This window comes from Streptomyces sp. NBC_01210 (assembly GCF_036010325.1).
Taxonomy (GTDB): domain Bacteria; phylum Actinomycetota; class Actinomycetes; order Streptomycetales; family Streptomycetaceae; genus Streptomyces.
Window position 1 is genome coordinate 7486768 of record NZ_CP108549.1, and the last position, 14306, is coordinate 7501073.

9 protein-coding genes are annotated in these 14306 nt (G+C 71.3%); all 9 read left to right on the top strand.

Annotation, left to right across the window (positions count from 1 at the left end):
• The first annotated feature begins 337 nt into the window (after window positions 1–337).
• The gene (locus OG735_RS33750) at window positions 338–1219 is read left to right on the top strand and encodes a universal stress protein (RefSeq protein ID WP_327326930.1); all 882 of its coding nucleotides are present in this window, start codon (window positions 338–340) and stop codon (window positions 1217–1219) included.
• 158 nt (window positions 1220–1377) lie between these two features.
• Window positions 1378–3441: a transketolase gene (tkt, locus tag OG735_RS33755; RefSeq protein WP_327326931.1), complete on the top strand. Its 2064-nt coding sequence runs from the start codon at window positions 1378–1380 to the stop codon at window positions 3439–3441.
• Between the two features lie 80 nt (window positions 3442–3521).
• Window positions 3522–4553: a phosphogluconate dehydrogenase (NAD(+)-dependent, decarboxylating) gene (gene gnd, locus OG735_RS33760; RefSeq protein ID WP_442812535.1), complete on the top strand. Its 1032-nt coding sequence runs from the start codon at window positions 3522–3524 to the stop codon at window positions 4551–4553.
• Window positions 4554–4556: 3 nt separating this feature from the next.
• Window positions 4557–6014, top strand: coding sequence for a glucose-6-phosphate dehydrogenase (zwf, locus tag OG735_RS33765; protein ID WP_327326932.1), 1458 nt, complete (start codon window positions 4557–4559; stop codon window positions 6012–6014).
• Window positions 6015–6172: 158 nt separating this feature from the next.
• The gene (locus OG735_RS33770; protein WP_327326933.1) at window positions 6173–6916 is read left to right on the top strand and encodes an HAD family hydrolase; all 744 of its coding nucleotides are present in this window, start codon (window positions 6173–6175) and stop codon (window positions 6914–6916) included.
• The gene (locus OG735_RS33775) at window positions 6913–9309 is read left to right on the top strand and encodes a glycoside hydrolase family 65 protein (RefSeq protein ID WP_327326934.1); all 2397 of its coding nucleotides are present in this window, start codon (window positions 6913–6915) and stop codon (window positions 9307–9309) included. The genes OG735_RS33770 and OG735_RS33775 overlap by 4 nt, the downstream gene beginning before the upstream one ends.
• Before the next feature lie 289 nt (window positions 9310–9598).
• Window positions 9599–11380 (top strand): gamma-glutamyltransferase family protein, encoded by a 1782-nt coding sequence (locus OG735_RS33780; protein ID WP_327326935.1) that lies wholly within the window; start codon window positions 9599–9601, stop codon window positions 11378–11380.
• 41 nt (window positions 11381–11421) lie between these two features.
• Window positions 11422–12243 (top strand): inositol monophosphatase family protein, encoded by an 822-nt coding sequence (locus OG735_RS33785; protein WP_327326936.1) that lies wholly within the window; start codon window positions 11422–11424, stop codon window positions 12241–12243.
• Window positions 12244–12880: 637 nt separating this feature from the next.
• Window positions 12881–14299, top strand: a complete 1419-nt coding sequence (locus OG735_RS33790) for a phytoene desaturase family protein (RefSeq protein WP_327326937.1) — start codon at window positions 12881–12883, stop codon at window positions 14297–14299.
• Window positions 14300–14306 lie beyond the last annotated feature (7 nt).

A 14306-nucleotide genomic window follows, 5' to 3' on the forward strand; every position in this document is an offset into this window, starting at 1 on the left:
ACCTGCGCCTACGCTTCGCGTGCGCGTTCACCGTGACGGGGGCCATCCCCGCAGGCGCGGGGCCGACCACCCGCCGACCGAGGGCCGGACGCTTCCGTCTCGCGCCGACCGGCCGGGGCGGGGGCGCTCCGGCCTCGTCCGTACGGGACCGGGCCGGCCGTCCGTGCACGGACCACCGGAGCCTGCCACCCGCGGAGGGCGCGGTTCACTGTCCGTGATGCCCTGAATCGCGGCATTTCCGGGGTATGGGTAATTTCTTGACCAGGCCCCCTCTTGCGCGGATGCCCGTGACGGCCCTCGTGACGGCCCCCGCAAGAGCCCGAGGCAAGGAGAGAGCATGTCCCGACCCGTCGTTGTGGGAGTGGACGACTCCGACGAGTGCCTGGCGGCAGTGGACTGGGCCGCGGACGAGGCCGCGGCGCGCGGCACCGGCCTCCGGCTGGTGAACGCCTCGCAGTGGCACGAGCACCAGCTCCAGGCCGTGAAGCCGTCCCGCGAGACCCGGGCCGACCAGGAGCAGAGTCTGCTGGGTGCGATGGAGGAGCGTGTCCGGGCGCGCCAGTCGGGGGTCGCCATGGCCACGGAGGAGGTCGAGGACGCCCCCGCCAGGGCGCTGCTGGCCGCAGGCTCCGACGCGGACCTGCTCGTCCTGGGGTCGACCGGACTCGGCACCGTCGGCGGCTTCATCGTCGGCTCGGTGGGGCAGGAGGTCGTGGCGGAGGCGAAGCACCCGGTGGTGCTCGTACGGCCGGATTACGGCGACCGCGAGGCAGACGCCGGCGCCCCCGGCGGCGACGGACGCCGAAAAGTGGTCCTCGGTCTGGACGTACGCGATGTGCAGGACGAACTTCTCGACTTCGCATTCGCCTTCGCGGCACGACACGCCGTCCCGTTGCACATCGTGCACACGTGGCACCATCCGGGCCTCCACCGCCATGCCGAGGCTGCCGGGCACGGCGGCCCCGACCCGGGGACCAAGGCGGAGCGGGAGTCGGCGCTGTCGGGCGCGGTGCGCCCCTACCGGGACAGGTTCCCGGGCGTGAAGGTGTCCGAGGAGGCCGCTCCAGGGCGGGCGGCCAGCCACCTCGTCCAGGCCGCGTCCGATGCTGGACTTGTTGTCGTCGGCCGACGCGCGGCATCGGGCGCGCACATCGGTTCGGTCACCCACGCGGTGATCCACCACGCTCGCTGTCCCGTCGCCGTCGTTCCGCACGCCTGACGCATTTCACCCGTCGCGGGTGAGGCATCGCAGCGGGACCTCCCGGCATCCTCCGAGCAGGATCGCCAACGCTGCGCGGCCCACCCGGCGCCGGACTGCCGTCGCCGGGCGAGCCGGGCGACGGACCGACCTGAACCCACCGAGATCGGGGAACGCTCATGACCGACCTGGACACGCTGTCGGTGAACACTGTCCGCGGTCTCTGCATGGACGCCGTCCAGAAGGCCCAGTCCGGCCACCCGGGCACGCCCATGGGGATCGCGCCAGTCGCCTACACCCTCTGGCAGCGGTTCCTGCGGTTGGATCCCCAGGACCCGATCTGGCCCAACCGCGACCGCTTCGTGCTCTCCGAGGGGCACGCCTCGACGCTGCTGTGGTCCCTGCTCCATCTGACCGGCGTCCGTGCCGTCGACCCGGACTACGAGGTGCTGGGACGGCCGGCGGTGACGCTCGACGACCTGAAGTCGTTCCGTCAGCTCGGCTCCCGCTGCCCCGGTCACCCCGAGTACCGCTGGACGAGCGGTGTCGAGGCCACGACCGGGCCGCTCGGCCAGGGGGTGGCGAACTCCGTCGGGATGGCGATGGCCGGAAGGTGGCTCGCCGCGCGATACAACCGGGAGGACTTCCCACTCTTCGACTTCGATGTGTACGCGCTCGCCGGGGACGGCTGCATGATGGAGGGCGTCGCCTCGGAGGCTGCCTCACTCGCCGGGCATCAACGGCTGTCCAACCTGTGCTGGATCTACGACTCGAACCGGGTCACCATCGAGGGCCACACCAGCATCACCTTCACCGAGGACGTCGCCGCCCGCTTCCTCGCATACGGCTGGAACGTGACCACCGTCGCCGACGCCAACGACCTCGACGCCGTCGCCCGCGCCTTTCACACCTTCCGGGCCGAGACCGAGCGCCCCACCCTGGTCCTGGTCCACAGCCACATCGGCTACGGCTCACCCGTCGAGGACTCACCGAAGGCCCACGGAGCACCGTTCGGACCGGACGGCGTCCGGGCGACCAAGCGCTTCCTCGGCCTACCCGAGGACGAGCAGTTCTGGATTCCCGAGGAGGTCCGTGACTGGTTCGGCCAGGGCATCGGTGCGCGTGGTGCACAACTGCGCACCGCCTGGGAGAAACGGTTCGACGCATACCGCGCCGCCTGGCCCGAACTCGCCGACGAGCTGGAGTGCATGCAGCGCCGTGAACTCCCGGACGGATGGGACAGCAAGCTTCCCGACTTCCCCGCCGACCCCAAGGGCCTGGCCACCAGGGACTCCTCGGCCCAGGTGCTCAACGCCCTCGCACTGAGCATTCCCTGGCTCCTCGGCGGCTCCGCCGACCTCGCGCCGTCGACCAAGACCCATCTCACCTTCGACGGCGCGGGAGACTTCCAGCCGGAGAGCCCGTCAGGGCGCAACCTCCACCTCGGCGTCCGGGAGCACGCCGCGACGGCCGTCGCCAACGGTATGGCCCTGACCAAGCTGCGGCCGTACTGGTCGGGATTCCTCATCTTCTCCGACTACGCCAAGGGAGCCATCCGGCTGTCCGCGCTGATGGAGATCCCGGTCGTCCACATCTTCACGCACGACTCCATCGGCGTCGGGGAGGACGGACCCACCCACCAGCCGGTCGAACAGCTCGCGGGCCTGCGCGCGATGCCGGGGCTGCTGGTGTTCCGCCCCGGTGACGCGGGCGAAGTCGTCGAGACCTGGCGGCTGGTCGCCGGCCTGCGGCACGAGCCGGCGGCACTGGTCCTCTCCCGCCAGGCGCTGCCCACGCTCGACCGAACGCGGCTGGCCGCCGCCTCGGGTGTCGCACGCGGTGCCTATGTGCTGGCGGACCCGCCCTCCGGCGAGCCACAGGTGCTCCTGCTCGCCACCGGATCCGAAGTGTCCCTGGCGCTGGCCGCCAGGGACGAACTCGCAGCCGACGGCATCGGGGCCCGGGTGGTCAGCATGCCGTGCTGGGAGCTGTTCGACCGTCAGCCGCGGGAGTACCGCGACCAGGTCCTGCCGCCGGCGGTGACCGCGCGGGTCGGCATCGAGCAGGCATCGACGTTCGGCTGGGACCGCTACGTGGGAGACGGGGGCGCTCTCGTCGGCATGCACACCTACGGTGCCTCGGCGCCCCTGAAACAACTGCTCACGAAGTTCGGATTCACCCCGCAGCGGGTGGCCGAGGTCGCACGGGAGCTGGTGGAGTCCCGGCAGGAGGCGAGGACATGAGCCGGACCTCGGCCACGAGCCGTCCACCAACGCCCTCATCCGTCATCATCACCGCGCTCTGAAGAACGGGGAAGCCGGACATGACCACTGACACACCCATGCAGCTCGGCATGATCGGGCTCGGCCGGATGGGCGCCAATCTCGTGCGCCGGCTGATGCGTGACGGTCACCGATGCGTCGTCTACGACCTCGACCGGGAGGCCGTGCAGGAGCTGGAGAAGGAGGGGGCGACGGCCGCCACCTCGCTCCATGACTTCGTCGACAAGCTGGAAAAGCCCAGGAACGTCTGGCAGATGCTCCCCGCCGGGGTGGTGCAGCCGACACTGGACCAGCTGGCCGCGCTGCTCGACCCCGATGACACCGTCGTCGACGGCGGCAACTCGTACTACCGGGACGACATCGCCCGGGCGCAGCAGCTCGCTCCCCGCGGAATCCACTACGTCGACTGCGGGACCTCGGGCGGCGTCTGGGGCCTCGAAAGGGGCTACTGCCTGATGATCGGCGGCGAGGACGACGCGGTGGCACGGCTGAACCCGATCTTCCGCACCATCGCCCCCGGCGCCGGGAGCGTCGAGCCCACCGCGGGCAGGACCCGCGCCGACGGGACCGCGCCCGAGGGCTATCTGCACTGCGGCCCGAGCGGCGCGGGCCACTTCGTGAAGATGGTGCACAACGGAGTCGAGTACGGGATGATGGCCGCCGTCGCCGAGGGGCTCAGCATCATCAAGCACGCGGACGCGGGCATGCGCCGCAGGGCCGTCGACGCCGAGACCGCCCCGCTGCGCGAGCCGGAGGCCTACCAGTACGAGATCGATGTCGTTGAGGTCGCCGAGGTGTGGCGCCGGGGCTCGGTCGTCAGTTCATGGCTTGTCGACCTGGTCGCCGACGCGCTGGCGCGCTCGCCCGAGCTCGACACGTTCACCGGCCGCGTCTCGGACTCGGGGGAGGGCCGCTGGACGGTCCTGGCGGCGGTCGACGAGAGCGTGCCCGCCCCGGTCATCATCTCCGCGCTGACGCAGCGGTACGAATCGCGCGGGCTGGGCGAGTTCACCGACAAGCTGTTGTCCGCGATGCGCGGCGAGTTCGGCGGTCACGCCGAGAAGGCGGGGTGAACCGTGGCCGGCCCTGCTCAGCCGGAAAGCCGTCCCCCGGTCCCGGAGGACCATGTCATCGTGCTCTTCGGCGCGACCGGCGACCTGGCCCGGCGCAAGCTCCTGCCGGGGCTTTTCCACCTGGCCAAGGCGGGGCTGATGCCGCCCCGCTTCCGTGTCATCGGCTCGGCGCCCTCCCAGGTCGCGCTCAGTGACGACGAATTCCGCAAACGGGCACGGGAGGCGGTCGCCGAGTTCGGCAGGTCGAAGCCCGAGGGCAAGGCGTGGCAGGAGTTCGAGGACGCGCTGTCCTTCGGCGCGGCCGACCCCGACGCCCCCGAGCCGCTTCTGGAGGCCGTAGGGGAGGCCGAGCGGGCCGTCGGCGGCAACCCCCGGCGCCTGTTCCACCTCGCCGTGCCGCCCAAGGCCTTCGGCTCCGTCGTGGAGCTGCTCGGCACGACCGGCCTCGCCGACAACGCCCGTGTCATCGTGGAGAAACCCTTCGGCACTGACCTCCCCTCGGCCCAGGCCCTCAACGCGACGATCCACGCGGTCTTCGACGAGTCCCGCGTCTTCCGCATCGACCACTTCCTCGGCAAGGAGTCCGTCGACAACATCCTCGCCCTCCGCTTCGCCAACGGCATCCTCGAGCCCGTGTGGAACCGCGACCACATCAGCCATGTGCAGATCGACGTGCCGGAGAAGATCGGCATCGAGGGCCGCGCACAGTTCTTCGAAGGGACCGGCACCTTCCGGGACATGATCGTCACTCACCTCTTCCAGCTCATGGGGTTCGTGGCGATGGAACCCCCGACCGCCCTTGCGGCGAAGCCCCTGCGGGACGAGAAGGAGAAGGTCTTCGAGAGCATGCGGCCGCTGGATCCGTCACAGATCGTCCGCGGCCAGTACGAGGGCTATCGCGACGAGCCGGGTGTCGATCCCCGGTCGGACACCGAGACCTTCGTCGCACTGCGCGTCGAACTCGACAACTGGCGGTGGGCCGGAGTGCCCTTCTACCTGCGCTCGGGAAAGGCGCTCGGTCAGGGGCGGCATGTCGTGACGCTCGGCTTCCGGGAACCGGCGCTGCGTATGTTCCCCCTGGCCGCGCAGAGCGGCACGGAATCCCGGAACAACGAATTGGTGATCGATTTCGCTGACCCCGGCCGGATCGCCGCCCGTTTCCTGGTGAAGGAGCCAGGACCCGCCATGCGCCTGAGCGAGGCCGAGATGGTCTTCAACTACGCCGACTCCGTCGACTCGATGTACGCGCTGGAGGGATACGAGCGCCTCATCCTGGACGCGATGCTCGGGGACCAGTCCCTGTTCACCCGCTCCGACGGGATCGAACGGCTCTGGAAGGCGTCCGCCCCGCTGCTGGAGAACCCGCCGCCGGTCGAGCCCTACGCACCGGGCTCCTGGGGCCCCGAGTCGGTCGACCGGCTCATCGCGCCCTACCGGTGGAGCCTGCCGGACGCTCACTGACACCCGCGAGCGACCCCCCGTGCGCCCGGGCCCGGTGCCCGGGCCGCGCCGCGGCTGCTCCGGATGACACTGGTACATCATCCCCACGGGCTACGCATGGCGCGGCGGGCGGCATCTGCCGCCCCCGGCGACCGCCTCACCCTTCTAGCCTCGACGGCATGCTGGGGCTTCCGGATCACGTACGCACTTGTCTGTTCGACCTCGACGGCGTCCTCACGCGCACCGCGAAGGTGCACGCGGCGGCGTGGAAGGAGATGTTCGACGACTACCTCCGTCGGCGCGCCGAACGTGAGGGCGTTCCCTTCGAGCCGTTCGACGCCGTGCACGACTACGACGAGTACGTGGACGGCCGGCCGCGCGAGGACGGGGTGCGCACCTTCCTCGCGTCGCGGGGGATCCGGCTGCCCGAGGGTGCGCCCGACGACGGACCGGACAGGGAGACGGTGAACGGCCTGGGCACCCGTAAGAACGCGCTGGTGCTCCGTAAGATCCGTGAGCAGGGTGTGGAGGCATACGAGGGCTCGGTGGCGTATGTGAGCGCCGCCAGGGACGCGGGTCTGCGACGTGCCGTGGTCTCCTCGAGCGCCAACTGCCGCGATGTGCTGGCTGCGGCCGGCATCGAGGATCTCTTCGAGGAGCGCATCGACGGGATCGTCGCCAGGGAGCAGCGTTTGCGGGGCAAGCCGCAACCGGACACCTATCTGGCCGCCGCCCGTGCCCTGGGCGCCGAACCGGGTGCCGCGGCGGTCTTCGAGGACGCCCTGGCGGGCGTGGAGGCCGGCCGGGCAGGGGGGTTCGGCCTTGTCGTGGGCATCGACAGGACCGGGCAGGCCGCGGAGCTCCGGCGGCACGGCGCGGACATCGTCGTGAAGGATCTCGCCGAACTGCTGGAGTCACGATGATCACCCATCCCGGCTATGTGGTCGAACCGTGGTGCCTGCGCGAGACCGAGCTGAACCTCGACGTCCTCGCCCAGAGCGAGTCCGTGTTCGCGCTCGCCAACGGCCACATCGGATGGCGCGGCAATCTCGACGAGGGCGAACCGCACGGGCTTCCCGGCGCCTATCTCAACGGTGTCCACGAACTGCACCCGCTGCCGTACGCCGAGGCCGGCTACGGCTATCCGGAGTCTGGTCAGACGATGATCAACGTCACCGACGGGAAGATCATCCGGCTGCTGGTGGACGACCATCCGTACGACCTGCGGTACGGCGAACTCACGGCACACGAGCGGGTGCTGGACTTCCGTACAGGAGTCCTCCGCCGCACCGCGGAGTGGACCTCCCCCGGCGGCCGCGCCGTCCGCATCACCTCGTACCGGCTGGTGTCGTTCACCCAGCGCGCCATCGCGGCGATCGCGTACGAGGTGGAGCCGCTGGACGCCGGGGCCACCGTGGCCGTCCAGTCCGAGCTGGTCGCCAACGAGCAGATGCCGTACGACACCGGCGACCCGCGGGTCGCGGCCGCGGTCGAGTCCCCGCTCGTGGCGGAGGAGGACTTCGCCCAGGACACGCGGCTGCGCCTGGTGCACTGCACCCGGAAGAGCGGCCAGCGGGTGGCGGCCGCGGCCGACCACATCGTCGAGGGCCCCGAGGGGACGGCCTGGTCGGCCGAGAGCGAGCCCGACGTCAGCAGGCTCACGGTCACCGCCGCCCTGGCGCCCGGCGAGCGGCTGCGGCTGGTGAAGTTCGTGGCGTACGGGTGGTCCGCGGAGAGGTCGCTGCCCGCCGTCCACGACCAGGTCGACGGCGCGGTCGCCGCCGCCCGCAGCACCGGCTGGGACGGCCTGCTCGCCGAGCAGCGGGCCTATCTGGACAACTTCTGGTCCGGCGCGGACGTGGAGGTGGACGGGGACGCGGAGATCCAGCAGGCCGTGCGCTTCGGGCTGTTCCATGTCCTGCAGGCCGCGGCCCGCGGCGAGGATCGGGCGATCCCCGCGAAGGGGCTGACGGGGACGGGCTACGACGGGCACTCGTTCTGGGACGTGGAGTCCTTCGTTCTCCCGGTGCTCACCTACACGGCCCCGCAGTCCGTCGCCCCGGTCCTGCGTTGGCGGCACGCGACCCTGCCCGCGGCCCGGGACCGCGCCCATCAGCTCGGGCTGGCCGGAGCGGTGTTCCCGTGGCGGACCATCACCGGCGCGGAATGCTCGGCGTACTGGCCGGCGGGTACGGCCGCGTTTCATGTCAACGCCGACATCGCCGACGCCGTGCTGCGGTACGTGACCGCCACCGGCGACGAGGCGTTCGAGCGGGGGCCGGGACTGGAACTGCTGGTGCACACCGCGCGGCTCTGGCACTCGCTCGGCCACCACGACGCGGAGGGCGTCTTCCATATCGACGGGGTCACGGGCCCCGACGAGTACAGCGCCATCGCCCGCGACAACCTCTACACCAACCTGATGGCGCGCCGGAATCTGGTGGCTGCCGCGGAGACGGCGGTGCGCCACGTCGAACGCGCGGAGGAACTGGGGGTCGACGACGAGGAGACCGCCGCATGGCGGGACGCCGCCGCCCGGATCGCCGTGCCGTACAACGAGCTGCTCGGTGTGCACGAGCAGTCGGTCGGGTTCACGGGCTTCCAGCGGTGGAACTTCGACAACACCTCCCCGGAGCAGTACCCGCTGATGCTGCATTTCCCGTACTTCGACCTCTACCGCAAACAGGTCGTGAAACAGGCGGACCTGGTCCTCGCCATGCTGACCTGCGGCGACGCCTTCACCGCCGAGGAGAAGGCCCGCAACTTCGCCTACTACGAGCAGCTGACCGTACGGGACTCCTCGCTGTCGGCGTGCTGCCAGGCCGTCATGGCCGCCGAGACGGGACACCTCCGGCTGGCCTATGCCTATCTGGGCGAGGCGGCCCTGATGGACCTGGAGAACCTGGAGCACAACACCCGCGACGGCCTGCATATCGCCTCCCTTGCGGGCACCTGGACGGCGCTGGTGCTCGGGCTCGGAGGAATGCGCCAGTACGACGGGGAGAGCGGTGCGGGCGATCTGGGGTTCTCCCCGCGGCTGCCCGAGCGTCTCTCCGGACTTCGGTTCACCGTGCTGGTGCGGGGGCGCAGGCTTCATGTGGACATCCGCAGCTCCGCAGCCGTCTACACCCTGGTGGAGGGGGACCCGCTGAAGATCCTGCACCACGGCGAGCCGCTCACCGTCACGGTGTCCCGGCCCGTGGAGCGTCCCCTGCCGCCGGTGTCCGTACAACCGGAACCGCAGCAGCCCAGAGGGCGTCGCCCTACCGACCGCATGGGCGGCGTGGAGATGACCGGCGGGGAGGGGGTCGGCTGACCTGTCAGCCCGCCGTCCGCTCCGGAGAGGCGGGATGTGGCATGACCACGCGGCACAGCCTGGCACGATCCCCAGTGGGCTGGTAATGCTTGGTGGTCGGCTCCGGAAACCTTCGGGGGATGACGTGGGGGTGTGGCCGGGCGGGGTATCGGTCGTCGGCCGGGCGTGGCGATGTCGCGGCCAGTGGTCCGATCGAGCCGTGGGGATGCGGAGCACGAACCGGTCCGGCAGGAAGAGCATGGCTGACCCGGACCGATGGATTCGCCCCAACAGCAAGGTGGCACATGGCATGTTCACCACCCGGCCGACTCTCCAGGGCACCTTCGGCATGGTGTCCTCCACCCACTGGCTCGCCTCGCAGTGTGCGATGGCTGTCCTCGAGGACGGCGGCAACGCCTACGACGCCGCCGTCGCCGCGGGATTCGTCCTGCATGTCGTCGAGCCGCATCTGTGCGGTCCCGCCGGCGAGGTGCCGATCATCCTCGCGCCGGCTGACGGCGAGGTGCGGGTGCTCTGCGGGCAGGGGCCCGCACCCGCCGGCGCGAGCGTCGACCACTACCGCTCCCTGGGCCTCGACCTCGTGCCCGGCACGGGACCGCTGGCCGCCGCCGTGCCCGGGGCGTTCGACGCGTGGATGGTGCTGCTGCGCGACTACGGCACCAAGTCCCTCTCCGACGTGCTGCGTTACGCGATCGGATATGCGGAGGACGGACACGCGCCCGTCGAGCGGATCGGCGAGACCGTGGAGACCGTCCGCGAGCTGTTCGAGACGGAGTGGACGTCGTCCGCCGAGGTGTATCTGCCGGGCGGCAACACCCCCGCCCCCGGTGAGTTGCTGCGCAATCCGGCGCTCGCCGCGACCTGGCGGCGGCTGATCGCCGAGACGTCCGGCGGCGGGCGCGTCGCCGAGATCGAGGCCGCGCGGAAAGTATGGAGCGAGGGCTTCGTCGCCGAGGCGCTCGTGCGCCAGGCCGCCCGCCCCACACTGGACACCAGCGGCGAACGCCACACAGGCACGCTGACGGCGGCCGACCTGGCGGACTGGTCCGCATCCTACGAAGCCCCGGCGACGTACGACTGGAACGGCTGGACCCTGTGCAAGGCAGCCGGCTGGAGCCAAGGTCCCGCCTTCCTCCAGCAGTTGGCGCTGCTCCCCGACGAGCTGCCGGAGTACGGCTCGGCCGCCTACGTCCATCTGCTCGTCGAGGGCTGCAAGTTGGCGATGGCGGACCGGGAGGCCTGGTACGGGGACGCGGCCGAAGTGCCCCTCGACGCGCTGCTGTCGGAGCCGTACAACGCAGCCCGCCGCGCGCTCATCGGCGACAAGGCCTCGTACGAACTGCGCCCCGGCAGCCCCGGCGGCCGCACGCCCGTACTGAGTACGCACGCCGGGGACGCGGCCGACGACGAGCCCGAATTCAGCCCCATGGGGGTAGGTGAGCCCACCGTCGCCAAGGATGGCGCGACCCGCGACGACACCTGCCACCTCGACATCGTCGACCGCTGGGGCAATATGATCGCCGCCACACCGAGCGGCGGCTGGCTGCAGTCCAACCCCGTCGTCCCCGAGCTGGGCTTCCCCCTCGGCACGCGCCTCCAGATGGCCTGGCTCGACCCCGGCCTGCCCAACACCCTCACGCCGGGCCGCCGGCCCCGCACCACCCTCACGCCCTCGCTCGCGCTGCGCGACGGCGTGCCCGTGATGGCCTTCGGAACGCCCGGCGGCGACCAGCAGGACCAGTGGCAGCTGCACTTCTTCCTGGCTGTGGCGCTCCGCCCGGCGGTACGCGGCGGGCTCGACCTCCAGGGCGCGATCGACGCGCCGGGCTGGCACAACGACAGCTTCCCCAGCTCCTTCTACCCGCGCGGTATGCGGCCGGGCAGCGTGACCGTCGAATCCCGGACGGACCCGGACGTGATCACCGAGCTGCGGCTCCGTGGTCACGATGTGACGGTCGGTGACGGCTGGTCGGAGGGCCGGCTGTGCGCGGTCGCCCGGGACCCGCGGACGGGCGTGCTGTCGGCCGCAGCGAACCCGAGGGGAATGCAGGGTTACGCGGTGGGGCGCTGAGCGGACAGCCCGATGTCAGCGGGCCGTGCTTAGCTGGCGATATGATCCATGACTTCCTGAACGGTGATCTCTCCGACGTCGAGGAGGCGGTCCGCAAGGCGGCCGCCACCGAGATCACGCCGCGCTTCCGGCAGCTTGCCGCGCACGAGATCGTCGAGAAGAGCGGCCCGCACGACCTGGTGACGATCGCCGACCGGCTCGCCGAGGAGCACCTCACGAAATCCCTGACGGCGCTGCTCCCCGGCTCCGTGGTGGTCGGCGAGGAAGCGGTGCACGCGGATCCGTCCGTGTACGAGGCGCTGCACGGCGACGCGCCCGTGTGGATCGTCGACCCGGTCGACGGCACCCGGCAGTTCGTCCGCGGCGAGGCGGGCTTCTGCACACTGGTCGCCCTCGCCCAGCACGGCGAGGTGCTCGCCTCCTGGACGTACGCGCCGGTGCTGGAGGAGATGGCGATCGCGGTACGGGGCGGTGGCGCCCGGCTCAACGACGCGCCGATACGGTCGGGTTCGCCCGCGCCCGACGCGGTGCTCGAGGTGGCCATGTCCCACCCGGACTACACGACCCCGGACCAGAAGCGCGCCCTCCTGGGCCTGGACGTGCCCGGAGTGCATGCTCGTCCCTGCGGTTCGGCGGGCCTGGAGTATCTGGCCGTTGCCCGGGGCGAGTTGGACGCGGTGGCCTTCTCCTGGGAGAACGCATGGGACCACGCGGCGGGGCTACTTCTGGTGTCGGAGGCGGGCGGGGCGCAGATGACGGTGGCGGGTGAGCGGTTCCGTATCGAGGGAGGCAATGCGCTCCCGTTCACGGCGGCGCGCGACGCGGACACGGCACGCCGGGTACGGAGCCTGTTGCTGGGGTGACGGGGTGCTTTCCTCAGTTGCTCGGTCTTGTGGTGAGCGTGGGCCGGGGGCGTCAGTTGCTCGGTCTTGTGGTGAGCGTGGGCCGGGGGCGTCAGTTGCTCGGTCATGTGGTGAGCGTGGGCCGGGGGCGTTGTCGGTTGCTGTCCGGTGGGTGGTTTCCACCGGCGAACCGCTGTACCCCCGCGGCGGGCGCTCTTGTCTCGTACGGGTGGGGAGGTGCCGTGCAGTGTCGCCCCCGCCAGTTGCCCGGTCATGTGGCCAAGGTGGGCCGGGGGCGTTGTCGGTTGCTGTCCGGTGGGTGGTTTCCTCCGGCGGACCGCTGTACCCCCCCGGCGGGCGGCACCCATGTCGTTCGGGTGGGGAGGGGCCGTGCAGGGTCGTCCCCGCAGGGGATTGGCGGCAAGTCCGGGGTCACGCACCAAGGGCCTGTACGCCGCCGACCCCGAGGAGTCGAGCCCGGAGGGGCACCGGAGCCCGCACCGGACAAGACCGGACGACCCCGCCGGAGGCAGCCCGCACCCCGCCGGAGGCGATTCGATCGTGCAATTCATCACGGCGGAGGCCACCGCCGCGCCCGCTGTCGGTGCCCGGGAATATCCTGGGGACCTTGGCCATCGGCTGACAAAGGAGCCCGAAGGTGCCGTCGATGCTCGATGCCGTCGTCGTGGGGGCGGGACCCAACGGACTGACCGCTGCTGTCGAACTGGCCCGCCGTGGCTTCTCGGTGGCGGTGTACGAGGCCATGGGCACGATCGGTGGGGGAGCGAGGACCGAAGAACTCACCCTCCCCGGCTTCCGCCATGACCCGTGCTCCGCCGTCCACCCGCTCGGCGCCGGCTCGCCCGCCTTCGCCGCCATGCCCCTGGCGCGGCACGGCCTCGAGTGGTTGCATCCCGAACTACCGCTCGCCCACCCCTTCCCCGACGGCACGGCCGCCGTGCTGAGCCGCTCGGTCGGCGAGACCGCCATGTCCTTCGGTGCCGGTGACGCGGGAGCGTACCGACGCCTCGTCGCCCCCTACATCGGCCACTGGGACACCCTCGCCGCCGATTTGCTGCGCGTGCCCTGGGACGGGCTGCCCCGAGACCCGTACCGCTTCGCCCGGTTCGGGCTGACCGCGCTGCAGCCGGCCAGCTTGCTCTCGCGCCGCTTCGAGGGCGAGCGGGCGCGCGGCCTGTTCGCCGGGCTCGCAGCCCACGCCATCGCCCCCATCAGCGGGCTTGCCACCGGCGGCATCGCCCTGATGTTCGCGCTGGCCGCCCATGAGGTGGGCTGGCCGGTGCCGCGTGGCGGTTCGCAGGCGATCTCCGACGCGCTCGCCTCGTATCTGCGGGAACAGGGCGGCGTGATCCACACCGGCACGGAGGTGAAGCGGCTGGACGAGCTGCCTCCGGCCCGCGCGTACATCTTCGACACCTCGCCGACCGCGCTCGCCCGGATCGCCGGTCTCGGCCAGGCATACAAGCACTACCGGTACGGCGCCGCCGCTTTCAAGATCGACTACGCGCTGTCGGGGCCGATGCCCTGGACCGCGAAGGAGGCCCGCGCTGCAGGCACCGTCCATATTGGTCCCACGGCCGGTGAGATCGAGGCGGCCCTGGCCGCCGCCGTCGGGGGTCGCGACCCCAGGGTCCCCTTCCTGATCACCGCCCAGCCGAGCGTGATCGACCCGTCCAGGGCCCCGGCCGGCAAGCATGTCCTGTGGGCGTACGGCCATGTGCCGGCCGGCTGGGAAGGCGACGCCACCGAGGTCATCGAGCGGCAGCTGGAGCGCTTCGCGCCCGGTTTCCGCGATCTCGTGCTGGCCCGCGCCGTCGCCGGTCCGCCCCGGATCGCCCAGCGCAACGCCAATTATGTCGGCGGTGACATCGCCTGTGGTGCCTACGCCGGACTCCAGACGGTGATCCGCCCCAAGCTCGCCCGCGTCCCGTACGCGACCGCGCACCCCGCCGTTTTCCTCTGCTCCTCCGCGACCCCGCCGGGCCCAGGGGTGCACGGCATGTCCGGCCACCATGCGGCGAAGGCGGTATGGCGCTGCCTCCGCGCCGCCGGCTGAGACGACG